The sequence below is a fragment of the Streptomyces sp. NPDC004647 genome (assembly GCF_040609575.1).
Classification (GTDB): domain Bacteria; phylum Actinomycetota; class Actinomycetes; order Streptomycetales; family Streptomycetaceae; genus Streptomyces.
The window spans coordinates 1-25,517 of sequence record NZ_JBEXKU010000091.1 but is presented as its reverse complement, the minus strand read 5'-3'; the positions used below and the strand labels follow the sequence as shown (position 1 = coordinate 25,517).

Below are 25,517 nucleotides of genomic sequence, written 5' to 3'. Positions count from 1 at the left end.
CGACCACTGGTCGGCTCCCACCCCGTGCACCCGGCCGCCGAACTCCGCCCGCGCCGTGTCGAACGCATCGAGCAGATCCACGGGTCAGCTCCTTCCGGTTCCGGCGGGAGGAGCCGGGGCGGGCAGGGGCTCCGGCCCGGGTACGGGGTCGGGTGTGGTCGGCCCCGGCGGGACCGGCGGAATCGGATCGGGTTCCGGCGTGGGTACGGGCCCGGGGCCCGGACCGGGCTGCGGTCCTGTGGGGTCGGGAGGAGGGGTGGGCACGGGTGGTACGGGGTCGGGGCGGGGAGTGGTCATCACATGCCTCCCGGACATCTCGGAACTCTGTGCGGCGGCTACCGCCGACGAACACGATGGGTACCCCGTCGACGCCGGTTCAGACCCGTATCTCCCCGTTCGATGCCCTCCGCGGGCCCCTCCGCCACGGCGGAGGGAGAGGGGACCCGCGCCCGCGCCGGTTCTCCGGACGCCGAGCGTCGCGCGGAGTCGTCGCAGCGGGCGCGCCGCACCCGCCCCGGGCGCGCGCCATGGCCCGGTCCGCGCACCGTACGACCCTGAGGGGCCGCGCGAAGATCCACCGGTGGGGTGAGGCGGCCGCCCGGCGTACTCCGCGCGATGTACCCCGGGACCCGACCGGAAGAGGACGACATCTACCCGCCTGTCGGCCATCGTTGGAGATATGACCAGCAACCCGTCGCCCCGCCAGGACCCGGCATGAGCTCCCTCACGCTCTCGGTGCTGCTGTCCCTGGTGTCGGCGGTGTCGTACGCCGCGGCCGCCATCGTCCAGGAGCGCGTCGCGGCCACCGCGGCGGAGGGGCGGTCCGCGCTGATGCGGCGGCGGGACTGGTGGGTCGCGGTCGCCCTGAACGGAGCGGGCGCGGCCCTGCACGTCCTGGCACTGGGTTTCGGGCCGCTGACACTGGTCCAGCCGCTGGGTGTGCTGACCGTCGTCTTCGTACTGCCGATGGCGGCGCTGCTGGTCCGCAGGCCGGTCACGGCCGCCGGGTTCCGCGGGGCGCTGATGGTCTCGGTCGGGCTGGCAGGAATTCTGCTGCTTGTCGCCCCGGACCGCTCCCGGCCGCTCTCCGCCGACCAGCAGTTCACGCTGGCGGTGAGCGCCGCCGCCGCCGTAGCCGCCCTGGCCCTGGCGAGCCGGCGGGTGCGCCGGCCGGCGGTACGCAGCGTGACCCTGGCCATCGCCGCCGGTGTGTCCTTCGGTGTCGCCTCGGTGTTCGTGAAAACGGTGGCCGAGGGGTGGTCGCCGTCCTCCGTGGCGGCCGGCCTGCCGGGCCTGGGTGTGATCGCACTGTTCGCCGTCACCGGGCTGGGCGTCTCGCAGGCCTCCTACCGCGGGGCAGGACTGACCGCGCCGCTGGCGACCGTGACGGTCGTCAATCCGGTGGTCGCGGCAACGGTCGGCATCGTGATGCTGGACGAGAGTTTCGGCCACGGCTCGGCGGGTCCCCTGCCGGCACTCGCCGCCGGCCTGCTCACCGCTTGGGGACTGGTGGTTCTGTCCGTCGACGGTGCCGCGCGGCAGCGGTCCTCCGCGGTGGCCGGCAGCCCGCCCCCGGTCGCGGCTGCCGCGACTGCCGACGCCGCCGGAGCGTCCGTCGGAGCCGACGGTGCGACCGCCGGCGGCCCGTCCGCGGTCCGGGTCCCCTCCCCCCGGGCTCCCGCCCAGCACGCGGCGGTCCGCCCGGAGGACCGGCCCGGCCTGCTCACCCCGACCTGACGCGGCTCGCCTCCTCCCCCGGTCCGGTCTCCGGTCACACCGCCGGAGCCGGACCGGCGTAGCGTGGAGCGCACAGGCCATTCCTGGTGCGGGTGTCGCGCGCAGAGGCGGGCCGTCCATGTCCGGCACCCTGCCGAGGGCAGGGCGGTGGTACGCAGACGACGACGGCCGAGCTGGACCAGGGATACGCGGAAGGCTTCACCGACCGCCCGACGCGGTACTCGGTGACGGCTCCTGGATCTCTGGCACCTTGCCGGCCACCGGACCGGAACTGTCCGACACGACGGCCCGGTTTCCGCTGTCGGCGGGCGAGCGGATCGCGCGAGGCCGGGAAGCGCACAGAGAATCCGGAGGTGCGGGAGCAATGACCAAGTTCATGGACATCCATCAGGGCATGGAGGGGATCACGGCCGAAGAGCTCAAAGCCGCTCACCAGGCCGACCTCGCCATCGAGGCCGAGGAGGGCGTGCACTTCGAACGAGCCTGGGCCGACCCCGAGTCGGGCACCGTCTACTGCCTGTCCGAGGGCCCGTCGAAGGAAGCGGTGCAGCGCATTCACGAGAGGACGGGGCACCCGGCCAGCGAGGTGCACCCGGTGCCGTACTCGGTATGACGCCCGTGGCGTGAAGCCTCCCCGCCCGTAGTCGGCAGGGCGGGGACGGGTGTGACTTGCGCGCCGGAACGAGCGCGGGAGACGGACAGCGGAGGTCAGGCGCGGTTCTCGCCACCGAGTACCGCGCCATTTTTCCGGCGTCCCGGGCGGGGACCGTAGGGCCCTACCGTGCCGGGCGGTCCGCGGTCGCCGCGGGTTGCCGCCCGGGTCCGGCGGCTGCCGTCATCGCATGGAACGGGCACGAAGTGGGCCTCCGGGACGCTCCCTCGGGCACCCGCCGACCTCGCCGGAACCGCGCTTCCCCGTGCTGTGCAGCCAGAATGCCCCGAGGGAAACGGGCGCAAACGGTCACGATCGTTACGGTGACGAGCCTGGTCACCGCACGTTCGCACTTGTAGAAACGTTCTCGGGAGCCCGAACGGGCATCCGTCCGGCCGAGAACGAGGGAGGTGCGGAGTGGACGCCGAGGAACGACGGCGAAGGATTCTCGAGCAGGCCCGGCGCGCGGGGTCCGTCGATGTCGCCAAGCTCTCCGCGGACTTCGGTGTGTCCAAGGAAACGGTCCGCCGGGATCTGCACGCCCTGGAGGAGCACGGGCTCGTACGGCGCACGCACGGTGGCGCTTATCCCGTGGAGAGCGCGGGCTTCGAGACCACCCTGGCGTTCCGCACCACCATGCACGTACCGGAGAAGTCCCGGATCGCCTCCGCCGCCGCCGATCTGCTCGGCGACGCGGAGACGGTCTTCGTCGACGAGGGCTTCACCCCCCAGCTCATCGCGGAAGCACTGCCCCGGGACCGTCCGCTGACCGTGGTCACGGCCTCGCTGGCGGTGGCGAGCGAGCTGGCGACCCGCGAGCACGCCACCGTGCTCCTGCTCGGCGGCCGGGTCCGGGGCGGCACGATGGCCACCGTCGACCACTGGGCGACCCGCATGCTGTCCGGTTTCGTCATCGATCTGGCGTACATCGGAGCCAACGGCATCTCCCGCAGCCACGGCCTGACGACACCCGACCCAGCGGTGTCCGAGGTCAAATCACAGGTCATGCGGGTGGCGCGGCGCAGGATCTTCGCCGGGGTGCACACCAAGTTCGGGGCCGTCAGCTTCTGCCGGTTCGCCGAAGTGGCCGATGTCGAGGCCATCGTGACCGATACGGGCCTGCCGCTGACCGAGGCTCACCGCTACTCCCTCCTGGGGCCCCACGTACTGCGGGTGTGAGCCGCACCCACCGCCACCGACTACTCCAGCCTCATCCCTCCACCACACCGCGGGTGGTCCGGTTCCGTACGCCCAAAACCGCCACCGCCCGCCGAAACCCCCAGCCCACACGAGCAGTCGGGAGACTCTCATGCCTGTCCAGGGACGACGCGGCCTACGCACCACCGTTGTGGCCGCAGCCGCCGGGGCACTCCTCGCGGCGTGCAGCGGAGCCGGCGGAACCGGTTCCGCCGGCGGAGACACCATCAATGTGCTGATGGTGAACAACCCGCAGATGGTCGAGTTGCAGAAGCTCACCGCGGACCACTTCACCAAGAAGACCGGAATCAAGGTCAACTTCACGGTGCTGCCGGAGAACGACGTCCGCGACAAGATCAGTCAGGACTTCTCCAACCAGGCCGGGCAGTACGACGTGGCCACCATCAGCAACTTCGAAGTGCCCTTCTACGCCAAGAACGAGTGGCTGCTCCCCCTGGACGACCACGTCGCCAAGGACAAGGCGTTCGACCAGGCCGACATTCTCCCGCCGATGCGCGAGTCCCTCACCGCCGACGACGGCAAGCTCTACGGCGAGCCCTTCTACGGTGAGTCGTCCTTCCTGATGTACCGCAAGGACGTCTTCGAGGAGAAGGGCCTGAAGATGCCCGCGCGGCCCACCTGGAAGCAGGTGGCCGGGCTCGCCGCGAAGGCCGATGGCGCGCAGCCGGGCATGAACGGCATCTGCCTGCGCGGGCAGCCCGGTTGGGGTGAGCTGATCGCTCCGCTCACCACGGTGGTCAACACCTTTGGCGGCACCTGGTTCACCAAGGACTGGCAGGCCCGGCTGACCTCACCGGAGTTCACCAGGGCGACGGAGTTCTATGTCGACCTGGTGCGCAAGCACGGTGAGTCGGGCGCGGCCCAGGCCGGATACGCCGAGTGCCTGAACAGTCTCACCCAGGGCAAGTCCGCCATGTGGTACGACGCGACGGCCGCCGCGGGCCCCCTGGAGGCCGCGAAGTCCCCGGTGAAGGGCAAGATCGGCTACGTACAGGCCCCGGTCGACAGGACGGAGAGCTCCGGCTGGCTCTACACCTGGGCCTGGGGGCTGCAGAAGGCTTCGAAGAACCCGGACAATGCCTGGAAGTTCATCTCCTGGGCATCGGGCAAGGAGTACGAGGCTCTGGTCGGCAAGGAGTTCGGCTGGGCGAACGTGCCCGCGGGCAAGCGCGCCTCCACGTACGACAACCCCGACTATCTGAAGGCAGCCGGAGCGTTCGCCGGGGTCACCCAGGAGTCCGTACGCAACGCCAAGCCCCGCGACCCGGGTGTTCAGCCGCGGCCGACCATCGGCATCCAGTTCGTGGGCATCCCCGAGTTCTCCGATCTCGGCACCAAGGTCTCCCAGGAGATCAGCGCCGCCATCGCCGGCCGCCAGTCCGTCGGCGAGGCCCTGAAGAAGTCTCAGCAGCTGGCCGAGAAGGTCGGCAAGGAGTACCGCGACCGATGACCACTGTGCTGAAGGCGCGCACCCACCGCGCGCCGTCCCCGCTCCCCGGCGCCGCGCCGCCCCGCCGGTCGCGCGCTCTGAAGGCCTGGGCCACCCGTGCCCCGCTCCTGCCCGCCCTGGTGTTCCTGATCGCCGTCACCCAACTGCCCTTCGTGGCAACGCTGGTGATCTCCCTCTTCGACTGGAACTCCCTCGCCCCCGGCTCCCGCCGCTTCACCGGGCTCGCCAACTACACCACCGTGGCCGGTGACGCGGATCTGCGCGACTCGGTCCTCACGACCGCCCTGCTGACCGCCACCGTGGTCATCGTGAGCGTGGTCATCGGGCTGCTGCTGGCCCTGCTGCTGGACCGTACGTTCTTCGGGCGCGGCATGGTCCGCACCCTGCTCATCGCACCGTTCCTCCTGGTCCCCGCCGCCGCGGCCCTGTTGTGGAAACATGCGCTGTACAACCCGGAGTACGGGCTGCTGAACGGCGCTCTGCACTGGCTCGCCGGGCTCTTCGGCGACACCACACCCGCTCAGCCTGACTGGACCTCGTCCATGCCGCTGGTCGCAGTGGAGGCGTCGCTGGTGTGGCAGTGGACGCCGTTCATGATGCTGATCCTGCTGGCCGGGCTGCAGAGCCGCCCCCTGGACATGGTGGAGGCGGCCCGCCTGGACGGCGCGAGCAGCTGGCAGATCTTCCGCTATCTCACGCTGCCGCATCTGCGGCGCTACCTGGAACTCGGCGTCCTGCTCGGCTCGATCTACATCGTGCAGAACTTCGACGCAGTCTTCACCATCACCCGCGGCGGACTGGACACCGCCAACCTTCCTTACACCATCTACACCACCTTCTACGAGGCCCATGAGTACGGGCTGGCGTCGGCCGCCGGAGTGCTCGTCGTGATCGGCTCGATCGTCATCGCGACCTTCGCGCTGCGCGTGGTCTCCTCCCTCTTCCGCGATGAGGTGTCGCGCGCATGACCTCCACCGCTCTCCCCCTGCCGCCCGCCGCGCGCCGGGCCCGGCGCCGCAGCGCCGCGCTGGGCCTGCTGGCCTGGCTCACCGGCGTCGCCTTCTTCCTGCCCGTGGCGTGGATGGTGCTGACCTCGCTGCACTCCGAGGCCGACGCCGCCACGAACCCGCCGTCGCTCGGCGCGTCCCTCACCCTGGACGGATACCGGGAATTCTTCGGCGCGGGCGGCGGAGCGACCCCCTGGCCCCCACTGATCAACTCCACGACGGCGAGCGTGGTCTCCACCGTGTTCGTGCTCGTGCTGGCGCTCCCGGCGGCGTACGCGCTGTCCATCCGGCGCGTACGCAAGTGGACGGATGTGCTGTTCTTCTTCCTGTCCACCAAGATGCTGCCGGTCGTCGCCGGGCTGCTGCCGGTCTACCTGTTCGCCAAGAACACCGGAATGCTCGACAACATCTGGCTGCTCGTCATCCTCTACACGTCGATGAACCTGCCGATCGCCGTCTGGATGATGCAGTCCTTCCTCGCCGATGTCCCGGTGTCCGTCATCGAGGCCGCCCATATCGACGGGGCCCGGCTGCCGACGGTCCTCGCCCGGGTCGTCGCCCCGATCGCCGGTCCCGGCATCGCCGCCACGGCGCTGATCTGCTTCATCTTCAGCTGGAACGAGATGCTCTTCGCCCGGGTGCTCACCAGCGTCACCGCCCAGACCGCACCCGTCTTCCTGACCAGCGTCGTCACCAGCGAAGGGCTCTTCCTCGCCAAGCTGTGCGCCGCGTCGACCATCATCTCCCTGCCGGTGCTCGCCGCAGGTTTCGCCGCCCAGGACAAGCTCGTCCAGGGCCTCTCCCTAGGAGCCGTCAAATGAGGGCCGCGCTCATCGAAGCCCCCGGCAAGGTCACCGTCACCACCGTCCCCGACCCCAAACCGGGACCGCGGGAGGTCGTGGTGGACGTCTCCGCATGCGGGCTGTGCGGCACCGATCTGCACATCCTCCAGGGCGAGTTCGCCCCCACACTTCCGATCGTGCCCGGCCATGAGTTCGCCGGTGAGATCGTGGAGACCGGCAGCGAGGTGACCGAACTGGCGGTCGGCGACAGGGTCGCCGTCGACCCCTCCCTGTACTGCCACGAGTGCCGTTACTGCCGCATCGGCCACAACAACCTCTGCGACCGCTGGGCGGCGATCGGCGTCAGCGTCTCCGGAGGCGCCGCCGAGTACGCCCTGGCGCCGGTCGCCAACTGCGTACGCCTGCCCGACCATGTCGACGTACGGGACGCGGCGCTGATCGAGCCGCTGTCCTGCGCGGTCCGCGGCTATGACGTGCTCGGCAGCCGGCTGGGCGCGGAAGTGCTGATCTACGGCTCCGGCACGATGGGTCTGATGATGCTGGAGCTGGCCAAGCGCACCGGCGCCACCAGCGTCGACATGCTGGACGTCAACCCGGAACGGCTGTCCACGGCGGAGCGGTTGGGTTGTTCCCGTGCCGCCGCCTCCGCCGACGAGCTGGACCGGCCGCGCGGCTGGGACGTGGTCATCGACGCCACCGGCAACCAGGCGGCCATCCAGGACGGCCTCGGACGCGTGGCGAAGGCGGGGACCTTCCTGCAGTTCGGCGTCTCCGACTACGCGACCAGGGCCACCATCGAGCCGTACCGGATCTACAACCAGGAGATCACCATCACCGGCTCCATGGCCGTGCTGCACAGCTATGAGCGCGCGGCCGGGCTCTTCGCGGCCGGGGTCCTCGACCCGGAGATCTTCATCAGCCACCGGCTGCCGCTGGAGCAGTACCCGCAGGCACTCGACCAGTTCCGGTCCGGTCAGGGGCGCAAGATCGTGGTCGAGCCTTGAGCGGGCCATCGGCTACGGCTCCGGCCCTGGTCATGGGGGTGGACACGGCCGCGCACGCGCAGGCGGGGCCGGAGCCGTCGAAGGCCACATCCACCCGATCGGGCTAATACCCACGGCGGGCGCAACTCCTCCGGGTGCGGTGCGTTAATCAGTTTCCCTGCCTCCAGCGGGCCGGGGATCTTCGTTCTGTACGACTGAGAAAAGAGTTTCGCGTGATGTCGCGTATTGCCAAGGCCGCTGTTCTCACCGCCACTGCCGGTGCCGCCCTCTCCGGTGCCGCCGGTATCGCCGTTGCCGACTCCGGAGCGCACGGCACCGCCGTTCTCTCCCCCGGCATCCTGTCCGGAAACGTCGTCCAGGCCCCGGTCCACGTGCCGGTCAACGCCTGCGGGAACACCGTCAGCGTGGTCGGCGTGCTGAACCCCTCGGTCGGCAACGCCTGTTCCAACCGGTAGCAGCCGGTCGGACCCGGACGGGTCCGTCCCTGTGGGGTGGCGGGCTGTGAGCTCGGGCCTCCCGCCCCACGCAGCTGGCGCCCGCCGACGGGACGGCGGGCGCCACACCGGGTCCGCCGCCCTGGGCGTCCGCCCGAACGTCCCTCAGAGCGTCCTCAGAGCGCGAACCGCTCGCGGTGCGCGGCCGGTACGAGGTCCACGTACTCGGGGTGCCGGTGGATCCAGCGGCGCACGAAGGGGCAGTAAGGCAGCACCGCGAGCCGCTGCTCCCGCGCCGTGTCGAGGACCGTGCGCACCAGCGTCCCGCCCAGCCCGCGGCCCTCGAAGCGGGAGCCGATCTCGGTGTGGGTCAGCGCGAGCTCGTCCCGGTAGCGGTGGTACTCGGCGAATCCGGCGAGATCGTCACCGTCGAAGATCTCGAAGCGCGACCGCTCGGCGCTGTCGGAGACACGGGGATCCACAACTGCTCCATCCGGTCGGTTCTCGGTCGGTCCCGTGCCCGGGTCACCGGGTCATGTCGTCCGTGGGCATCCGGACCGGTTCCTCCAGGTCCGAGGGGCGGATCCGGTACACCTCGAGCCGCATGCCGTAGTACTTCGTGGTCTCCCCCACCCACTCCATCCCGATCCTGCGCGCGGTGGCCGCTGCCTTGGTGTTGTTGGGCCGGGAGACGGCGAACAGCTCGTCCACGCCCTGCTCGAATGCCCAGCGGACCAGCGCGTTCGCAGCTTCGGTCGCATAGCCGTTCCCCCAGGCGTCGGGGCTGAGCTGCCAGCCGATCTCGAGGTCCTCGTCGTAGGGCGGCAGCATCCGGATGACCATGCCGCCGACCACGCGGCTGTCCTCCTGCCGCTCGACGGCCCACCGTCCCGAGGGACGTACCAGATTGGGCTGCGACTCCTCCCACGCCTGGAGGACCGCCCGCATGGCGGGCAGATCGCCGACCCGGTGCATGGCGGGCGTCAGCCAGTGCGCCACTTCCTCGGCGCCGTAGATCTGCAGCGCCGCCTCGGCATCCGAGACGGCCCAGGAGCGCACCACGAGGCGTTCCGTACGCAGCGCTGCTTGCATGCTGCTCACGCTAGCCGCCCCGGGCCGGGACGGCCTGTCGGCGCACTCCGGCCTGGCCTCTGCCCGGCCTGGCTGCGGCGCTGTGGACGGCGGGTGGGCCGGGGCGGCGGTCGTGCGGGCGGGGGACGCCGCCCGTCGCCTCACCCCGTCCGTTCGCCTCGGCCCGTCCGCACGAGCGCGGGCCCGCACCCCGTGCCTAGACCGTGGAGGTCACCGTGAAGAGACCGCCGTGCGGGTCACGCAACGTCGCCTCCCGCCCTATGCGGGAGTCGCTCGGCGGGAAGGTGACCGTGCCACCCGCGCGTACGGCCGCCTCGGCGGCGGCGTCCACGTCCGCCACCCGGAAGTAGACGTGCCAGCGCGGCCGTACCTGGGGGTCGGGGTCCGCTTCGACAGCGCCGCCGCGCAGACTGGCCACAATGTGCCCGCCGGACCGTACGAACACCGCGTCGTCCTCGTAGTCGACTTCGCAGCAGTCCGGACGGCCGGATGCCCAGTCGAAGACCTGCCCGTAGAAGATGGCCGAGGCGAAGGCGTCGCGGGTGCGCAGCTCCAGCCATGCCGGGGCCTGACCGAGCCCCACCTGCCAGCCCGGGAGCACCTCGCCCTCCCAGAAGCCGAACACGGCGCCGGCCGGGTCGGCCGCCAGCGCGGCCCGGCCCTTGCCGATGCTGAGGGGCCCGACGGCCACCGTGGCGCTGCGCTCGCGGATCCGGGCCGCCGTGACGTCGGCGCTGTCGACCGCGAAGTAGGCGGTCCAGGAGACGGGGACCCCCATGGTGTGCGCGAGGGCTCCGATGCCGGCGACGGGCACGTCGCCGGCGAGGGCCACGGAGAAATCCGGCCCCAGCGACCCGGTCCGGTAGGTCCATCCCAGTACCGCTGCATAGAAGTTATGCGCGGCTTCCAGGTCACGCGTCATCAAGCTGACCCAGCACGGCGCTCCGTGTACCGCATGTGTTGAGGCCGACATGTCGCCACTGTCCCATTCACCGGCTCGCTCCGCCCATCGGCCCCACCGGATGGGCCGTGGCCGGTGTTCGTCCTGATCCTGGTGGGATATATGGGGATTGTGCCAGGAGTCCCGGAGCCCCTCATCGACCTCGCCCGGAGGCGCAACGAGCCGATCGTCGTACAGACGGTGCGCTGCACGGTGGGCGCCACGCTCGCCTTCGCGGCCGCGGACTGGCTCATCACCAGCGGTCCGCCGCCGCTGCTCGCTCCGCTGACGGCGCTGCTGGTCGTCCAGGTCAGCCTGTACGCGACCCTGACCACGGGATTGCGCAGGGTGAACAGCGTGGTGGCGGGGGTGCTGATCGCCTCGGGCTTCAGTGCGCTGGTCGGGCTGAGCTGGTGGAGCCTGGGGCTGCTCATCCTCGCCTCGCTGGTCATCGGCCACGTGGTGCGGGTCGACGAGTTCGTGCCGGAGGTGGCGATCAGCGCGATGCTCGTCCTGGGTGTCTCGCATGTGGCACAGGCGGCCTGGAGCAGGGTGGCCGAGACACTGATCGGCGCCGTGACCGGAGTGCTGCTCAACGCGCTGGTCGCTCCCCCGGTGCTCGTGGAACCCGCGGGCGAGGCCATCGCGGACCTGGCCCGCCGGATGCGGTCTCTGCTGATGCAGATCTCGCGTGAGCTGGAGCGGGGGGCGACCCGGGACGACGCGGTGCGCTGGCTCCATGCGGCGCGCGTTCTGGACAACGAGATCGCCCAGGTGGACGCCGCGTTGAACAGGGCCGAAGAAAGCATGCGCTTCAATCCGCGGGTGCGCGACGGCCTTCTCGCCCGGCTGGTGCTGCGCAGCGGACTCGACACGCTCGAGATCTGCGCCGTGGTGCTGCGCACGCTGTGCCGGTCGCTGACGGATCTGTCCCACCGGCAGCAGAACGAGCCGGTGTACGAGGGGGAGGTGGCGGCGGTTCTGAGCGAGCTGTTCACCCATATCGCGGACGCCGTGGACAGTTTCGGGCGCCTGATCACCGCTCAGGTCAGCTCCAATGCCGAGGTGGCGGAGGAGGAACTGGCCCGGGCGCTGGCCGAGGGGCGCGAGGACCGGCAGCGGATCGCGGACCTGCTGCTGAGCCGCTCCGCGGAGGAACGGGACCGGTGGGAGCTGCACGGGGCCCTGCTGGCCAATGTCGACCGGCTCCTCAACGAGCTGGATGTCGAACGGCGCTCCCAGTGGCTGGTGGAGGAGCTCGACCGGCACCGGCAGGCCCCCGGCGGACTGACTCCGGTCCGCCGGATGCGGTATGCGGCGCGCTCCTTCGGCCGGCGGGCGTGGCCCCGTCGCCGTCGGCCCGACTGACGGCGGCGGCCGCCCGCCTCGACTGACGACTCGCCCGTCTCGGCTGACGGCTCGTCCGTCCCGACCGACGGCGCTCACCCGTACGGCAGTCGCAGCCGGAACGCCTCGCCGGGGGCGATGGTGATCGACCGGCCTCCCAGCACCACCCGGATCGGCGGCTCCGAGGAGGCCGGGACGCCGATCCGCATCCTGCCGCGCCGCAGGCGCAGGTCCACGCCCCAGTGCCCGCGGTAGCGGAGGGAGAAGCCGTACTCGGACAGCTCCGGCAGTGGCACGGGGTCGAGCCAGAGAGCGTCGTCGCGGGTCTCGAGGCCGGTCAGCCCTCGCTGCACCAGGTCGAGGGTCCCGGCCATGGCACCGAGGTGAATGCCCTCGCCGGTGGTGCCGCCCTGCAGGTCGGCGACGTCGCCCTCCAGGGCTTCCCGGACGAAGGTCCAGGCCTCGGCGCGCCGTACGCGGGCCAGCACCCAGCCGTGGACGAGTCCGCTGAGGGTGGATCCGTGGCTGGTGCGGTGCAGGTAGTAGTCGACGGTGCGCTGCCAGGTCGTGTCGTCCAGCTCGTATCCGAGCCGCCGGAACAGCCGGGAGAGCTCGAGGGGTGAGAAGAGGTAGCCGAGCATCAGGACGTCGGCCTGTTTGGAGGCCTGGTAGCGGTTGACGGTGTCGCCCTCGGCCTCCAGGATCCGGTCCAGCCGCCGGATGTCCCCGTACCGCTCGCGGTAGCCGCCCCAGTCCAGCTCGACGAGATCGCCGAAGCCGTCGAACTGGCTGATGACACCCTGGTGGAACGGTACCCGCAGCCGCCGGGAGACGTCGTACCAGCGCTCGAGATCGTCATCCGTCACCCCGGTGTGCTCGAACAGCTCCTGCCGTCGCGGCTCGGGCAGACCGCCTACGAGATCCAGCGTCCGGCCGAGCACCCAGGCGGCGGTGACATTGGTGTACGCGTTGTCGTCCAGGCCCGGCGCGGCGGCGTCCGGATAGGCGTCGTGGTACTCGTCGGGGCCGACCACGCCCCGGATGCAGTAACGGCCGAAGCCGGGGTCGAGCACGGCGCTGTCGGCCCAGTAGCGGGCGATCTGCAGCAGCATCTCCGCGCCCTTGGTCTGGAGGTATTCGGTGTCTCCGGTCGCCTCGCAGTACTGCCACACGTTGTACGCCACGGCGGAGCCGACATGGTGCTGGAGCCAGGAGTGGTCCGGCAGCCAGCGGCCCGACCGCGGGTTGAGATGGAGCTGCTGGGTCTCCTCGCGCCCGTCGCTGCCGCTCTGCCAGGGGTACATGGCCCCGGCCCGCCCCAGGTCACCGGCCGCGCGGCAGGCCTGCGGCAGCCGCCGGTGACGGTAGTTCAGCAGGGCCCGGGAGACCTCGGGGAAGTGCAGATTGAGGAAGGGCAGGACGAACAGCTCGTCCCAGAAGACATGGCCCCGGTAGGACTCGCCGTGCAGTCCGCGGGCCGGCACCCCCACGTCCAGGTCCTCGGTGTGCGGCGAGAGCGTCTGGAGTACGTGGAACAGGTGCAGCCGCAGGATGAGGCCTGCCTCGCCGGGGACCTCCAACTCCGCGCGCCGCCACAGCACTTCCCACGCGGCCCGGTGGGAGTCCAGCAGCCCGGCGAAGCCGGGAGCACCGACGGCCTGGTCCACGGCCGCCTGGACGGGATCGCCGATCGCCGGGTCGTGGGAGGTGTGCAGGGCGACGATCTTGTCGACGGTGGTGGCCCGGCCGTCCTCGACCGGTACGTGCAGCACATGTGCGGCCCGCAGATGCGTGAGGTGCAGCCGGGAGACCGGGTACGTGGCGGGCGCGTGCCCGGTGACGGTGGTGCGCGCGGCCATGCCGATGCCGATGTCGGAGGTGTTGGTGTGGCAGCGCAGCCAGATCGTCTCCGGTTCCACGGCCCCGGTCTCGACATGGGTGAGATGGCTGCCGTTGAGGTCCTGGTAGCGGTGCACGCCCGCGTTCGTCACCTCGCCGTCGAGGGCCGACTCCACCTCCACCTCACCGGACCAGCCCTCGGCCGTGAACTCGGTACGCAGCGCCGCCAGGTGCGGGTCCTCCATGTGCACGAGGCGGCTCTGGTCCACCCGCAGCCGCCGGCCGTCCGCGTCCTCGTAGCGCAGACGGCGGGTGAGGATGCCGCTCTGCAGGTCCAGGGTCTGGCGGTGCTCCAGGAGTTCCGCGGCGTCCGGGGAGAACCACGCTCCGGAGCCTCCGCCGGTGCGGACGCGGAAGCGCAGCGGCAGCCAGTTCGGCAGGTTGACCATGTCCTCGTTCTCGACCTGCCGGTCGGCCACCATCGAGACGAGGCGGTTGTAGCAGCCCGCGGCGTACGTCCCCGGGTAGTGCACATCGTCGGCGACGCATTCGGGCGCCGCGCCCCGGGTGGCGAAGTAGCCGTTGCCGAGGGTGCACAGCGATTCCCTCAGCCGCTCCTCGGCCGGGGCGTATCCGACGTATTCCCAGGTCCACCCGGGCATCGTCAGCCCCCCGGGGGCCCGGTGCGGGGAACGGCGGGGCCGGACAGCAGCTCGGCGAGGTCGCGGACGACCAGATGGGCTCCGTGCTCCAGCAGATCGGCGGCGCCGGTCGGTTCCGCCGTCCGGTCCACGCCGATCACCAGGCCGAATCCGCCGCGCCGGCCCGCCTCGACGCCGGCCAGCGCATCCTCGATCACGGCGGTGTCGGCGGGGCCGGTGCCGAGCCGTCGTGCGGCCTCGAGAAAGAGCGCCGGATGCGGTTTGCCGGGCAGCCGCAGGCGCGCGGCCTCGGTGCCGTCCACCAGCGCCTCGAACCGGTCCAGCACTCCGGCGCCGGACAGCAGCTCGGGGGCGTGCCGCGAGGCCGAGACGGCCGCGCACGGCAGGCCCTGGCCGTTCAGCACGTCCAGGAGCCGTACGGTGCCCGGATAGGCGTCGACGCCGTGCTCCCGCAGCATTGCGGTGAACAACTGCTCCTTGCGCGCCGCGACGGCCGCGACGGTGGAGGTGCCGGGCTCATCTCCGGGGTCCCCGGCGGGCAGCCGCAGTCCGCGGGAGACCAGGAAGGCCTCGGCTCCGTCCAGCCGGGATTTGCCGTCCACGTGGCGCCGGTAGTCCTCACCGGGGTCGAACGGGCGGCGGGCGGCCGGGTCGGCCGGCGGGAAGTCCCGCAGGCAGGCGTCGAAGGCCTCCTTCCAGGCCGCGGCGTGCACCGTTGCGGAGTCGGTGATCACACCGTCGGTGTCGAAGACCACCGCCTGCACGGATCCCAGGCTCGGCGGGCGCTCGTCGGGTGCTGCTCCGCGCCGGGCAGGTGTCGGCGCCATCGCCGTGTCCCTCCTCCAGGGTCTCCCTTCCATGGAACACGGGCGGGCTGCTCCGGGCCAGCGGGGCGGAGACGGGGGCGCGCAGGGGGTGCGGTGCGGCCGGCCGGCGCCGGAGGTCTACGCCCCGGCCGGCCGCGGAGCCGCGGTCAGCCGCGGTCCTTCGCCTCCGGGCCGGCGTTCCGGCCGGTGCCGCCACCGCCGCTGCCCTTGGCGCCGGCGGACACGTGAACGTAGTCGACGATCAGCTGCTGCGGGAAGGCGGTGCTGCCGTCGGGGTCGCCGGGCCAGTAGCCGCCGACGGCCAGGTTGAGGATGAGGAAGAACGGCTTGTTGAACACCCAGCTGCGGCCGCCGAGGTCGGCCGGCGTACGGCGCTGGTAGACGGTGCCGTCCACCGACCAGGTGACCGAGTCGGGGGACCAGTCGATGGCGAAGGTGTGGAAGGCGTCGGCGAAGGCCTGGCCGCCGGGGAGGGTGTAGGCCGCTCCGATGCCGCCGGAGCCGGAGTAGCCGGGGCCGTGCAGGGTGCCGTGCACCGTTCCGGGCTCGAAGCCGACGTTCTCCATGATGTCGATCTCGCCGCTGTCGGGCCATCCGACGTGGCCGATGTCGTGGCCCAGCATCCAGAAGGCGGGCCACATCCCCTGGCCGCGCGGGACCTTCATCCGGGCCTCGACGTGCCCGTACGCCTGGGTGAATCTGCCCGCGGTGTTCAGCCGGGCCGAGGTGTACTCGCAGCGGCCGTACCAGCAGGAGTAGTCCGCCGGGTTCTCCTTGCGCGCGGTGATCACCAGATGGCCCCGGCCGTCGAGAGCCGCGTTGCGGTTGCCCGCCGTGTAGTACTGCCGCTCGTGGTTGTTGACGTTGTCGCCCGTCTCGGTCTGCCACTTGCCGCTGTCGACGGCGGACCCCGCGGGCCCGTCGAAGTCGTCGCTGAAGCCGGCGGCCGTGGTGGCCGCGGGGGAAGCGGGGGCGGGCCCGGGTGCGGCGCCCGCGGCAGCGGGTCCCGTGGTGACGGCGGTCCAGCTCAACGCCAGGAGGACGGGGACGGACAGGAGTTGGCGCAGGCGGACGTTCCGGGACGGGTTCAACGACATCACATCCAGGTGGGGGGAGAGAAGCTCGGGGAAACCCGACATGCTTCACCGCCTGATTCAAGGGGCGAGGTGACGAGGCGTCAAGATTTTGGTACAGACCAGGATTCGTGTCAGGTCTCCAGGCCCGTTCCGGGCGCGGAGAGGAGCCGGTGCGCGTTGCCGTCCAGCGCCGCGAACCCCTCCACCATCTACGCGGCCACCCGCCGGCGGCCGTCCCGCGGGTCACGGCGTGGGCGCCAGGCGTGGAACGCCTCACCGGTGCACTCCATGCTCCTGGCGGCCCCGGGATGGCGACCGCGCAGGAAGAAGCGCAGCCGCGTACGGACAGCCGAGCCCGCCGGATGCAGGTCCGTCTCCAGGCTCGCACGGCTCCCGGCTGCCGGCGCCCGGCTCCCGACGCCGGGCACCCGGCACCCGGCACCCGGCGGCCTCAGTCCCGCGGGGCCACGAAGAGGCTCTGCACGCTCCGGCCGATCGGCCCCTTCTCGTCGTGCAGCGCCGCGTCCGCCACCCCGATGCCCGCCGCGTCGATGCTCGTACGGGCGTCGACGCAGACCCACTCCCCCACCGGGTGGCGGTGCAGATGCACCGTCAGATCGGGATTGATGAAGACATGGGTGCCGAAGTCCAGGACGTTGCTCAGCCCGTTGCCGGAGTCCGCCGCCAGCAGGACGCGCTCCAGCCCGCCGGTCTCCTCCCCCGCCACGAGCGGCAGCCGCGGCCGCATCCAGCACTGCGCCGGCCCGTTCTCGGTGAACGCGCCCTGGGCGAAGCGGAATTCCATCGCCGTGTGGTATCCGATGTCCCACGGCACCGAGAAGAACGGCTTCACCTCGGACTCCCCCGGGCCGGCCACCTGCGGGCCCTGTGCGACCGCCGGGGACACCGGCTCGGCCGCCGCCCTGATCCGCAGTGCCCGCGCCCGCATCACCACGTCCCCGCCCTCGGACACCAGCGAAGCCTCCAGCAGCTCGACGCCCCGGCCGGCGCGCAGCACCTGCACCTCCACCTCGAGCGGGCGGATCGGCACCGGGCGCAGGATCTCGTACGTGATGCGGGCCAGCCGCATGTCCTCGCGGGCGCCCGGCCGGCGTTCGATCGCGCGGCCGAGCAGCGCCGCGGGCGGGCCCGCGTGCTGTGACTCGGCGTCCCAAGGGCCGCGGGTGCCGGCCGTCGGCGCATAACGGTTCTCGGCCAACGGTTCGAAGAAGGACGCGGACTCGGGCGAGTCCTGCGGCACGGCCATGGCTGAAACCCCTCTCCGACTCCCGACTACTGCCAGGTTACCTATCAGTAGCAGAAGTTGTGCGATGCAGGTACCCATCGGGTCCTACCCTCTTGTGTCGACGGATACCGCGTGGTTGAGTGGCTCATCCACTCAACCGATCAGGGAGCGAGCGAGCCGTGGAGACACTGCCGCGCGAGACGATCGTCGACGTACTGGAGGGCAGGCTCCGCGAGGACATCCTCGCCGGACGCCACCCCACCGGAAGCTATCTGCCGCCGGAGCGGGAGCTCGCCGACGGCTACGGCGTCACCCGCACCACCCTCAAACACGCCTTCGGCCGCCTCGTGCAGGCCGGACTGCTGGAGACCCGGCACGGCGTCGGCACCCGGGTGCGCGACTTCGCGCGGCTCGGCGGCGCCGATCTGCTGCCGATGCTGGTGCGGCACAGCCCGGACTGGCTGGGCGAAATCTTCGAAGTACGGCGCAGTATCGGCGCGTTGATCGCCGAGCGCGCCGCCGCGAAGGCCACCGGGGAGCAACGTGCCGAACTGCGCGAGCTGCTCAGCGCCGTCGCGGCCGCCGAGGGCGGTGACGCGGGGCAGCTCGCGGACGCCGAGGTGCACCGCGCGCTGGCCCGGGCCACCGGCAACCGCGTGTACGGCCTGCTGACCAACACCCTCTTCAACGCCTATCTGCCCCTGCGCGGCCACCTCGTGGGCCCGTTCCTGGACCCCGGTGCGGCCCACGGGCGGCTCGAACCGATCGTCGCCGCGGTGGAGTCGGGCGACCGGGCCGGCGCCCGGGCGGCGGCCGACGCGTATCTGGCCGCGACCGAGCGGATCATGCTCGAGAGTCTGGGGATCGCCCGGTGAACGGCCGGGAGACGGTGTTCTCGGAGACCATGACCGGGTCGGTGCGCCTCGCGGGGGAGAGCGAGCCCCGGGCCGTACGGCTCGACCTGACCGTACGGACGGACGGGGTGCTGCTGCCGCACCGCAGCACCGAAGGCCGGGCGACCGGCCGGATACGGATAGCGGGCTGGGCCGACGATCCGCATGTCCGGGGCGAGTTGGAGATCTCGCCTCTGGCCAGGCGCCGGATCCGCTACCGGCTGGACTTCACGGCACAGGGCGGCTACACCCTCGACGGCTGGAAGTCCGTGTCCTTGCTGCGGCCGGTGGCGTCCCTGACCGTGCTGCCCTTCACTCTGCTGGTCGACGGAGTGGAGGCCGGGCAGGGCACGCTCCGCTTCCCGGCGACCGGGCTCCTGCCGTTCCTGGCGAGCTTCCGCTTCCCCCGCCCCCAGGAATCGAGGGGCCACCTGGCGCCGCGCTGGGACGGCCGTCCCGGGCGCACCGAGGTCTGGTACACCACCGTGACGGACCCGGCCACCGGGACCGGACTGTGGCTGCACCACGGACTGACCGCGCCCACCGACGGATCGCCCGCGTGCGCGCACGGCTGGGTCGCCCTCTTCCCGCCCGACGGCCCGGTCCGGCATGCCCGGTTCGGGCCCGAGCCGTGGAAGCCGGGTCCCGACGGCTTCTCCGCCGACGGCATCGAGGCCGGGCCCGGCCAACTGCGCGGCGCGGCGGGACCGTTCCGCTGGGACCTGACCGAACGTCCCGAGGGCGAGCCCCTCTACACCTTTCCGCGCTGGTCCTGGCGGCATGAGGTGCTGCCGGCCGCGCAGATCGTCCCCTCGCCCCGCGCCGCGTACACCGGCACCGTGCGATACGACGGAGGCGAGCTGCGGCTGGCGGACGCGCCGGGTGCGACCGCCCGGATCTACGGGCACGGCAACGCCCGCCGCTGGGCCTGGCTGCACGCGGACCTCGGTGACGGCGACGTCCTGGAGATCGTCGCCGCGGTATCGATGAGGCCCGGGCTCGACAGGCTCCCGCCGCTGGCGTTCCTGCGGCTGCGCAAGGACGGCCGTACGTGGCCGCGGCGGGCGGAGCGCAGCGCCGTCGGCTGGGCGGGCCTCGGCCGCTTCCGTGCCCGGATCGGGCTGCCCGTCTGGACCGTCACCGGCCGGTCCGGGCTGCGCCGGATCGGCGTCACCGTGACGCAGCCCGAGGACCGCACCCTCGCGCTGGACTACACCGACCCGGACGGGGGCGCCGCCGTGTGCCGCAACAGCGAGACCGCCGACGCGCGCGTCGTCCTGGAACGGTGGTGGGGCCGCTGGCGCACGGAAGCGGAATGGTCCCTGCGGGGCACCGCGCACGCAGAGGTGGGTGACCGATGAGCCCGGGATCCGGAGGCGGCCTGGGCGGCCTGGTCGCCGCGCTGCTCGCCGACGACGGCACAGCACCCTGGACCGGCGCCGTCCCCCGGCGCCTGGAGGGCGTGCTCGCCGCGATGCCGCGGCCCGCGCGCGCCGGGGTGCGCGGTGCCGCGCGGGCCATCGACGCGTACGCCACCGCCCGCACCGGACGGCGGCTGGGCCGTCTCACCCCGGCCGAGCGCGAGAGCGTACTCGCCTCGCTGGCCGCCCGGCCCGCGCTGCTGCCGCTGCTGGACGCCGTCAAGGTGCCGGTGATGCTGGCCGCGGGGACCGAACGGATGCTGTACGAGGAGCCGGGCGGCGCCCTGGGTGCCCCGCCGCCCGCCGATCCGCCGCTGGACTGTGTGCCGTCGACCGCCTGGCCGGACCGGTCGCGCGCCGATGCCGTGGTCATCGGCTCGGGCGCGGGCGGCGCCATCGCGGCCCGTGCGCTCGCCCGCGCCGGGATGAGCGTGGTCGTCCTGGAGGAGGGGCGCCGGCACACCACCGCTGAGTTCGGGCGGCGGGCACCGCTGGACAGATTCACGGAGCTGTACCGCGACGGCGGAGCGACGGTGGCGCTGGGGAACCCGCCCGTCGTGCTGCCGGTCGGCCGCGCGGTCGGCGGCACCACCGTCGTCAACTGCGGTACCTGCTACCGCACTCCGGACCATGTGCTGGAGCGCTGGCGGGAGAGCTTCGGAGTCGGACTCGCCGACGCCGGGTCCTTCGGCGAGCGTCTCGACGAGGTCGAGCGCACGCTGCGGGTCGCCACCCAGTCCTTGGACGTCCTCGGCCGCAACGGCCGTACGGCTCTGCTCGGTGCCGAGCGGCTCGGCTGGCAGGCGGGCCCGCTGCGCCGCAACGCACCCGGCTGCAGGGGCTCGTGCCAGTGCGTCGCCGGCTGTCCCACCGGCGCCAAGCAGAGCGTCCAGCTGTCCGTACTGCCCGACGCCTGCGCCGCCGGGGCGCGGATCGTCACCGCGGCGCGGGTACGGCGTGTCCTCACCGACCCCGACCGGCCCGGCGGCCCCCGCGCCTGCGGTGTCACCGTCCGGCGGCCCGACGGCTCGGACTTCGAGATCCTCAGCCCGCTGGTGGTCGTCGCGGCCGGGGCGCTGGAGTCCCCGCCGCTGCTGCGCCGCTCGGGCCTGGGCGCACACCCGCGACTCGGGCGGAATCTCGCCGTCCATCCGGCGTGCAGCGTCGCCGGGCGCTTCCCGGAACCGGTCACCGCCTGGCAGGGCGTCCTGCAGAGCGTCGGTGTCGAGGAGTTGCACGGCGACGGCATCCTCATCGAGGCGACGGCCGGGCCTCCGGGCATGGGCTCACATGTCCTGCCCGGTGTGGGCCGCGAGCTGCGCACGGAACTGGAGGACGCGGGATCCCTCGCCACGCTCGGCGCGATGGTCGCCGACCGGCCGTCGGGCCGTGTCCTCGGCGCCCGGCGGAGCCTGTTGCGCTACGACCTCGACCCGCGCGACGGACGGCGTCTGCTGCGCGCGGTCGACGCGATGGGCAGGCTGCTCTTCGCGGCGGGTGCCGAAGAGGTCCTCACCGGCATCCCGGCCGCTCCGCGTGCCCGGTCCGCCGCCGAACTCGCCGGTCTGCTGAGCGGGGTGAGTGCACGTCAGATGCATCTGTCCGCATTCCATCCGACCGGGACGGTGGCGATCGGCGCGGACCCGCAGACCGCGCCCGCCGACCCGTACGGCCGGCTGCGGGGCGTACGCGGCGTGCTGATCGCCGACGGCTCCGCGCTGCCCGGCTGCCCAGAGGTGAACCCTCAACTCACCATCATGGCCACGGCCCTGGCGATCGCCGAAGCCGCTGTCGGCGCCGACCGGACGGCCGTGACGGGCTGAGTCCCGGGCTGAGTCCCGGGCTCACAGGCGGTAGCCCCGTACGGCCGCGCCCGAGAAGACGCCGGCCCGCTCACCCGTGCTCAGGGCGGCGGTGGGGGACCGGGCGGCCTCCAGCACTCCGGTGCAGGAGGCCGCGAGGCGGCAGACCGGCCAGCCGGAGTGCGCCAGGTCGTCCCCGCCCGCATCGCTGGGCACCAGCAGACAAGGTGACCCAGGACGGGAATTCATCGGATGTCTGATGAATGAGCGGTGTCGTATCCCTGTCAATACACCGTGCGTCCGTGCCGGCGGCGGAAGTCGTCCGATGACCCCTGCTCTGTACCCACACGTCCGGCCCAGGGGCGGGCCCGGGGCTGCGCGGGGTTCATCACCGCGCGCCTGCGGTTGTGCCCGCCTCGCTCGGGATCGATTCTGTAGGTAATGAACCCGGGCTGGGTTGATGCCATGAGTGCGGGGAGCACGGCCGAGAACGTCGACTTCCGTGGACCGCTCGACGTCACAAGGGCGGCCACGGTGGTGCTGGACGCCCAGGACGTGGTCATCGGCTGGAGCCCGATGGCCGAACAGCTCCTCGGCTACCCGCCGCGCGAGATCCTCGGGCATCGGCTGGACACGCTGCTGGTGGGCCGCCCGACAGAGGAGCCCGAGCTGATCCGGCTGCTCGAGTCGGCCCCCGGCCGCCTGTGCCACAGCGAGGCGCGCATCGCACGGCACCGGGACGGCCATGTGCTCCAGGTGGCGACGACCGTATGCGCGCTGGCCGTGGAAGGGCAGGGCCCGTCACGCATTCTCGTGGCGGCCGATCTGGAGCCGCTGCGCCTCTGGGAGGCCCACCAGGCGATGCTGCGCGGGCTGGCCACGCAGTCCCCCGTCGGCCTGGGCATCTACGACACGGACCTCCGCGTTTCCTGGGCCAATACCGCGTACGGGGAGGAGATCGGCCGGCCGCTCGAGGAGTTCATCGGCAAGCGCACGAATGAGCTGTACGCACGGGGCGAGGTCGTCTCCCCGGGCTATCCGTCCACGATCGAGGAGGTCATGCGCTACGTGCTGGCCACCGGCGAACCGGTCGTCGACCTGCTCTACCGGGGCCGCCCGCCCGTCGACCCGGATAACGACCACGTCTGGTCCTGCTCGTACTACCGGCTGGAGGACGCCCGCGGCCATGTGCTGGGCGTGTGCGAGGACGCATTCGACATCACCGAGCGCTACCGGGCTCAGCAGAGGCTGGCCCTCATGGTGCGGGCAGGCGTCCGTATCGGTACGACACTGGACATGGTCACCACGGCACGGCAGGTCACCGAGGTGGTCATACCGCAGTTCGCCGACAGCGTCACTGTCGATCTGATGGAAGGCGTTCTGGAAGGTGAGGAGCCCCGTGCGGAGGGGCGGCCCGCGCCGTCACTCCTGCGCATCGTGGAGCAGTCGGGTCCCGTGCCCGATGGAGCGGAGGCCGAAGAGGCCGCAGAAGCCGCGGAGGCCGCCGAGACCGCGGAACCGTTCCCGCAGGAGCCGCGCCTCATCGGCTACGCTCCGGAATCGCCCCAGGCCCGCGCGCTGTCCTCGGGCAAAGCCGTCCGGGAGGACAGCGCCAAGGGAGCCGGCATCAGCGGTCTGCCCGGCGTCCACTCCCGGCTCGTCGTCCCCTTGCGCGCCCGCGGCACCACAATGGGGCTGGTCACGTTCTTGCGCAGTCATACGCCGGCCCCCTTCGACAACGGTGAGCTGACGCTCGCCGACGAGCTGGTGACCCGTACCGCGCTCAGCGTCGACAACGCACGCCGCTTCACCCGGGAGCGCACGGCCTCCCGGACCCTTCAGCGCAGTCTGCTGCCCCGGCGACTGCCCGGGCAGTCGGCCGTCGAGGCGGCGTACCGCTATCTGCCCGCCGACGACGTCACGGGCGTCGGGGGTGACTGGTTCGATGTGATCGCCCTGTCCGGGACGCGTGTCGGGCTGGTCGTCGGCGACGTCGTGGGCCACGGCGTGCACGCCGCGGCCACGATGGGGCGGCTGCGCACGACCGTACGGGCCCTCGCCCGGCTGGACCTCTCCCCCGACGAACTGCTCTCGCGGCTGGACGACCTCGTCCTCCAGGGCGCCGAGGAAAGAGCGACCGAGCATGCACCGGGCTTCGGCCCCGAGGACGACGAGGGCCTCGGCGTGACCTGCCTGTACGCCGTGTACGACCCGGTGTCCCGGCTGTGCTCCATGGCTCGCGCAGGGCACCTGCCCCCGGCCGTCGTCGATCCCGATGGCCGGTTCTTCTTCCCCGACGTCCCGCCCGGCCCGCCGCTGGGACTGGGCGGCCTGCCCTTCGAGTCCCTGGACATCCAGCTCCCCGAGGGCAGTCTGGTAGCACTCTTCACCGGCGGCCTCGTCGAGGCGCGCGACCGCGACATCGATATCGGGGTCGAGGCCTTGAGGGGGGTCCTCTCCGACCATCGGAGCTCACTGGAGGAGCTGTGCGACCGAGCGCTCACCGAGCTCCTGCCCGGCGGCCCGACGAAGGACGACGCGGCCCTGCTGCTGGTCCGCACCCGCAAGCTGGGCTCGCAGCAGGTCGCCGTGTGGGAACTGGAAGCCGAGCCGGAGGCCGTCGCGCAGGCCAGGGCCATGGCCATGGAGCAGCTCGTGAAGTGGGGCCTGGAGGAGCTGTCCTTCACGACCGAGCTCGTCGTCAGCGAGCTGGTGACGAACGCCATCCGCCACGCGACGGGGCCGGTGCACCTCAGGCTCATCCGGGACCGGACCCTCCTGTGCGAGGTCTCGGACGGGGGACACACCTCACCGCACCTGCGGCACAGTGCCAGTGATGACGAAGGCGGCCGCGGTCTGTTCATCGTCGCGCAGATGGTGCAGCGATGGGGGACGCGCTACACGCAGTCCGGGAAGACCATCTGGACCGAGCAGGCCTTCCCCGACGGGGAACTGCCCGCACCGCAAGCGCTCTGACGTGCGCGGAGCAGCCCCAACGCCGCGTCCGATTTCCGCCAGCCGGGCCCCACCGGCTGGGGCATCCTGGTGATGTTGATGTGAATCGGAACAGCACGGAGAGGAAAGACCGATGACGGTCTGCACGACGATCGACAGCCCGCTGGGCGAGCTCCTGCTGGTGGGTGAGGAGTCGCCGACCGCGCCGGGGGGTGTCGCCCTTGCCTCGCTGTCGGTGCCCGGCCAGAAGGGCGGCGCGACGGTCCGGTCCGACTGGCGGCACGACCCGGCGGCGTTCACCGAGGCCGCAGCGCAGCTGCGGGCCTACTTCGACGGTGAACTCCGGGACTTCGACCTGGAGTTCACCACCCAGGGCTCACCGTTTCAGCAGCAGGTGTGGCAGGCGCTGGACACCATCCCGTACGGCACCACGACCAGCTACGGCAAGCTCGCCGAGCGGATCGGAGCCCCGCGCTCGGCGGTGCGCTCGGTCGGTACGGCGCTGGGCGCCAACCCGCTGCTGCTCGTACGGCCCTGCCACCGCGTCATCGGTGCGGACGGCTCACTGTCGGGTTACGCGGGCGGTCCGGAGCGCAAGCAGTTCCTCCTCACCCACGAGGGCGCCTTGCAGCCGCAGCTCGGCTGAGCGGTCAGGGCGTCAGGGCGTCAGGGCGTCAGGCACGATCCGTCCTTGACCGCAGACACGAAGGACGCCCAGCTCGTGGCCGGGAAGGCGAGTGCCGGCCCGTGCGGGTCCTTGCTGTCGCGGACGGGCACGATGCCGGGGAAGCCGTCGGCGATCTCGACGCAGTTGCCCCCTTCACCGTTGCTGTAGGAGGACTTGCGCCAGACAGCGGTGCTCAGATCGTGTGCGGTTCTCATGGACTCGCGTACTCCTCTGCCGCTGACTCGATCAAGGTGGGCGAGGCCACCCGCGTACAGGACCGCAGGCTCCTTGCAGTGGCGGGCGGTGAACGGGCCGGTCATGGCGTCGGGAACGACCCGTCCTTGACCGCGGACACGAAGGACGCCCAGCTCGTGGCCGGGAAGGCGAGTGCCGGCCCGTGCGGGTCCTTGCTGTCGCGGACGGGCACGATGCCGGGGAAGCCGTC

At 72.0% G+C, this 25,517-nt stretch carries 23 protein-coding genes and 1 pseudogene; 14 read left to right on the top strand and 10 right to left on the bottom strand.

Features of this window, described 5'->3' with window-relative positions:
- Positions 1-714: 714 nt before the first annotated feature.
- The 8 genes from ABZW18_RS29255 to ABZW18_RS29220 all read left to right on the top strand — a co-directional run bounded on the left by ABZW18_RS29255 (position 715) and on the right by ABZW18_RS29220 (position 8,326).
- Positions 715-1,737, top strand: coding sequence for a DMT family transporter (locus ABZW18_RS29255; protein WP_356193169.1), 1,023 nt, complete (start codon positions 715-717; stop codon positions 1,735-1,737).
- Between the two features lie 364 nt (positions 1,738-2,101).
- Positions 2,102-2,350 (top strand): SCO4226 family nickel-binding protein, encoded by a 249-nt coding sequence (locus ABZW18_RS29250; RefSeq protein WP_356193166.1) that lies wholly within the window; start codon positions 2,102-2,104, stop codon positions 2,348-2,350.
- Between the two features lie 456 nt (positions 2,351-2,806).
- The gene (locus ABZW18_RS29245; RefSeq protein ID WP_356193163.1) at positions 2,807-3,568 is read left to right on the top strand and encodes a DeoR/GlpR family DNA-binding transcription regulator; all 762 of its coding nucleotides are present in this window, start codon (positions 2,807-2,809) and stop codon (positions 3,566-3,568) included.
- A 130-nt stretch (positions 3,569-3,698) separates the two neighbouring features.
- The gene (locus ABZW18_RS29240) at positions 3,699-5,057 is read left to right on the top strand and encodes a sugar ABC transporter substrate-binding protein (protein ID WP_356193160.1); all 1,359 of its coding nucleotides are present in this window, start codon (positions 3,699-3,701) and stop codon (positions 5,055-5,057) included.
- Positions 5,054-6,025 (top strand): sugar ABC transporter permease, encoded by a 972-nt coding sequence (locus tag ABZW18_RS29235; RefSeq protein ID WP_356193157.1) that lies wholly within the window; start codon positions 5,054-5,056, stop codon positions 6,023-6,025. Before ABZW18_RS29240 ends, ABZW18_RS29235 begins: the two co-directional genes overlap by 4 nt.
- Positions 6,022-6,885, top strand: a complete 864-nt coding sequence (locus ABZW18_RS29230) for a carbohydrate ABC transporter permease (RefSeq protein ID WP_356193155.1) — start codon at positions 6,022-6,024, stop codon at positions 6,883-6,885. The genes ABZW18_RS29235 and ABZW18_RS29230 overlap by 4 nt, the downstream gene beginning before the upstream one ends.
- On the top strand, positions 6,882-7,871 hold the full coding sequence (locus ABZW18_RS29225) for a zinc-dependent alcohol dehydrogenase family protein (protein WP_356193152.1): 990 nt from the start codon (positions 6,882-6,884) through the stop codon (positions 7,869-7,871). The genes ABZW18_RS29230 and ABZW18_RS29225 overlap by 4 nt, the downstream gene beginning before the upstream one ends.
- A 215-nt stretch (positions 7,872-8,086) precedes the next feature.
- Positions 8,087-8,326 (top strand): chaplin, encoded by a 240-nt coding sequence (locus tag ABZW18_RS29220; protein ID WP_356193174.1) that lies wholly within the window; start codon positions 8,087-8,089, stop codon positions 8,324-8,326.
- A 155-nt stretch (positions 8,327-8,481) separates the two neighbouring features.
- On the opposite strand, the gene ABZW18_RS29215 is transcribed toward ABZW18_RS29220, so the two are convergent.
- The 3 genes from ABZW18_RS29215 to ABZW18_RS29205 all read right to left on the bottom strand — a co-directional run bounded on the left by ABZW18_RS29215 (position 8,482) and on the right by ABZW18_RS29205 (position 10,319).
- Positions 8,482-8,787 (bottom strand): GNAT family N-acetyltransferase, encoded by a 306-nt coding sequence (locus ABZW18_RS29215; protein WP_356193149.1) that lies wholly within the window; start codon positions 8,785-8,787, stop codon positions 8,482-8,484.
- Positions 8,788-8,830: 43 nt separating this feature from the next.
- Positions 8,831-9,397 carry a GNAT family N-acetyltransferase gene (locus ABZW18_RS29210; RefSeq protein WP_356193147.1) on the bottom strand — a complete coding sequence of 189 codons (567 nt, stop codon included), beginning with the start codon at positions 9,395-9,397 and terminating at the stop codon, positions 8,831-8,833.
- A 196-nt stretch (positions 9,398-9,593) separates the two neighbouring features.
- Entirely contained in the window at positions 9,594-10,319 is a 726-nt protein-coding gene (locus ABZW18_RS29205) for a VOC family protein (protein WP_356193145.1), read from the bottom strand.
- 141 nt (positions 10,320-10,460) lie between these two features.
- Here ABZW18_RS29205 and ABZW18_RS29200 point away from each other — a divergent pair, with 141 nt between their 5' ends.
- Positions 10,461-11,705, top strand: coding sequence for an aromatic acid exporter family protein (locus tag ABZW18_RS29200; RefSeq protein WP_356193142.1), 1,245 nt, complete (start codon positions 10,461-10,463; stop codon positions 11,703-11,705).
- A 74-nt stretch (positions 11,706-11,779) separates the two neighbouring features.
- On the opposite strand, the gene ABZW18_RS29195 is transcribed toward ABZW18_RS29200, so the two are convergent.
- From ABZW18_RS29195 to ABZW18_RS29180, 4 genes and pseudogenes are all read right to left on the bottom strand, one after another.
- Complete coding sequence (locus ABZW18_RS29195; RefSeq protein WP_356193141.1) at positions 11,780-14,185, bottom strand: glycosyl hydrolase family 65 protein; 2,406 nt, start codon at positions 14,183-14,185, stop codon at positions 11,780-11,782.
- Positions 14,186-14,187: 2 nt separating this feature from the next.
- Positions 14,188-15,012: an HAD-IA family hydrolase gene (locus ABZW18_RS29190; RefSeq protein ID WP_356193139.1), complete on the bottom strand. Its 825-nt coding sequence runs from the start codon at positions 15,010-15,012 to the stop codon at positions 14,188-14,190.
- A gap of 218 nt (positions 15,013-15,230) precedes the next feature.
- Positions 15,231-16,109: pseudogene (locus ABZW18_RS29185) on the bottom strand (glycoside hydrolase family 16 protein); the annotation flags it as partial.
- A 430-nt stretch (positions 16,110-16,539) separates the two neighbouring features.
- Entirely contained in the window at positions 16,540-17,355 is an 816-nt protein-coding gene (locus tag ABZW18_RS29180; RefSeq protein ID WP_356193136.1) for a thioesterase family protein, read from the bottom strand.
- Between the two features lie 158 nt (positions 17,356-17,513).
- Here ABZW18_RS29180 and ABZW18_RS29175 point away from each other — a divergent pair, with 158 nt between their 5' ends.
- Genes ABZW18_RS29175 through ABZW18_RS29165 form a run of 3 tightly spaced genes read left to right on the top strand, consistent with a single transcriptional unit; the run spans position 17,514 to position 21,471 of the window.
- Positions 17,514-18,209: an FCD domain-containing protein gene (locus tag ABZW18_RS29175; protein ID WP_356193133.1), complete on the top strand. Its 696-nt coding sequence runs from the start codon at positions 17,514-17,516 to the stop codon at positions 18,207-18,209.
- The gene (locus tag ABZW18_RS29170) at positions 18,206-19,588 is read left to right on the top strand and encodes a hypothetical protein (protein ID WP_356193130.1); all 1,383 of its coding nucleotides are present in this window, start codon (positions 18,206-18,208) and stop codon (positions 19,586-19,588) included. The genes ABZW18_RS29175 and ABZW18_RS29170 overlap by 4 nt, the downstream gene beginning before the upstream one ends.
- Complete coding sequence (locus ABZW18_RS29165) at positions 19,585-21,471, top strand: GMC family oxidoreductase N-terminal domain-containing protein (protein WP_356193128.1); 1,887 nt, start codon at positions 19,585-19,587, stop codon at positions 21,469-21,471. Before ABZW18_RS29170 ends, ABZW18_RS29165 begins: the two co-directional genes overlap by 4 nt.
- Positions 21,472-21,492: 21 nt before the next feature.
- Here the strand turns inward: ABZW18_RS29165 and ABZW18_RS29160 are convergent, their stop codons facing one another.
- The gene (locus ABZW18_RS29160; RefSeq protein WP_356193126.1) at positions 21,493-21,666 is read right to left on the bottom strand and encodes a hypothetical protein; all 174 of its coding nucleotides are present in this window, start codon (positions 21,664-21,666) and stop codon (positions 21,493-21,495) included.
- Between the two features lie 249 nt (positions 21,667-21,915).
- On the opposite strand from ABZW18_RS29160, the gene ABZW18_RS29155 reads away from it, so the two are divergent.
- Entirely contained in the window at positions 21,916-24,426 is a 2,511-nt protein-coding gene (locus ABZW18_RS29155) for a SpoIIE family protein phosphatase (protein ID WP_356193123.1), read from the top strand.
- Between the two features lie 112 nt (positions 24,427-24,538).
- Positions 24,539-25,051, top strand: coding sequence for a methylated-DNA--[protein]-cysteine S-methyltransferase (locus ABZW18_RS29150; RefSeq protein WP_356193120.1), 513 nt, complete (start codon positions 24,539-24,541; stop codon positions 25,049-25,051).
- A 20-nt stretch (positions 25,052-25,071) separates the two neighbouring features.
- Here ABZW18_RS29150 and ABZW18_RS29145 read toward each other — a convergent pair whose 3' ends face one another.
- Together ABZW18_RS29145 and ABZW18_RS29140 are read right to left on the bottom strand one after the other, a co-directional pair.
- Positions 25,072-25,287 carry a DUF397 domain-containing protein gene (locus tag ABZW18_RS29145; protein WP_356193118.1) on the bottom strand — a complete coding sequence of 72 codons (216 nt, stop codon included), beginning with the start codon at positions 25,285-25,287 and terminating at the stop codon, positions 25,072-25,074.
- Between the two features lie 101 nt (positions 25,288-25,388).
- A partial coding sequence (locus ABZW18_RS29140; protein ID WP_356193172.1) for a DUF397 domain-containing protein occupies positions 25,389-25,517 on the bottom strand: 129 nt, incomplete at its 5' end.

Coding starts and splice junctions, on each gene's coding strand:
- ABZW18_RS29250 (WP_356193166.1), top strand. CDS start 2,102: ATGACCAAGTTCATGGACATCCATCAGGGCATGGAGGGGATCACGGCC.
- ABZW18_RS29200 (WP_356193142.1), top strand. CDS start 10,461: ATGGGGATTGTGCCAGGAGTCCCGGAGCCCCTCATCGACCTCGCCCGG.
- ABZW18_RS29230 (WP_356193155.1), top strand. CDS start 6,022: ATGACCTCCACCGCTCTCCCCCTGCCGCCCGCCGCGCGCCGGGCCCGG.
- ABZW18_RS29220 (WP_356193174.1), top strand. CDS start 8,087: ATGTCGCGTATTGCCAAGGCCGCTGTTCTCACCGCCACTGCCGGTGCC.
- ABZW18_RS29150 (WP_356193120.1), top strand. CDS start 24,539: ATGACGGTCTGCACGACGATCGACAGCCCGCTGGGCGAGCTCCTGCTG.
- ABZW18_RS29190 (WP_356193139.1), bottom strand. CDS start 15,012: ATGGCGCCGACACCTGCCCGGCGCGGAGCAGCACCCGACGAGCGCCCG.
- ABZW18_RS29210 (WP_356193147.1), bottom strand. CDS start 9,397: ATGCAAGCAGCGCTGCGTACGGAACGCCTCGTGGTGCGCTCCTGGGCC.
- ABZW18_RS29195 (WP_356193141.1), bottom strand. CDS start 14,185: ATGCCCGGGTGGACCTGGGAATACGTCGGATACGCCCCGGCCGAGGAG.
- ABZW18_RS29165 (WP_356193128.1), top strand. CDS start 19,585: ATGAGCCCGGGATCCGGAGGCGGCCTGGGCGGCCTGGTCGCCGCGCTG.
- ABZW18_RS29235 (WP_356193157.1), top strand. CDS start 5,054: ATGACCACTGTGCTGAAGGCGCGCACCCACCGCGCGCCGTCCCCGCTC.
- ABZW18_RS29145 (WP_356193118.1), bottom strand. CDS start 25,287: ATGAGAACCGCACACGATCTGAGCACCGCTGTCTGGCGCAAGTCCTCC.
- ABZW18_RS29180 (WP_356193136.1), bottom strand. CDS start 17,355: ATGGCCGTGCCGCAGGACTCGCCCGAGTCCGCGTCCTTCTTCGAACCG.
- ABZW18_RS29205 (WP_356193145.1), bottom strand. CDS start 10,319: ATGACGCGTGACCTGGAAGCCGCGCATAACTTCTATGCAGCGGTACTG.
- ABZW18_RS29155 (WP_356193123.1), top strand. CDS start 21,916: ATGAGTGCGGGGAGCACGGCCGAGAACGTCGACTTCCGTGGACCGCTC.
- ABZW18_RS29255 (WP_356193169.1), top strand. CDS start 715: ATGAGCTCCCTCACGCTCTCGGTGCTGCTGTCCCTGGTGTCGGCGGTG.
- ABZW18_RS29225 (WP_356193152.1), top strand. CDS start 6,882: ATGAGGGCCGCGCTCATCGAAGCCCCCGGCAAGGTCACCGTCACCACC.
- ABZW18_RS29240 (WP_356193160.1), top strand. CDS start 3,699: ATGCCTGTCCAGGGACGACGCGGCCTACGCACCACCGTTGTGGCCGCA.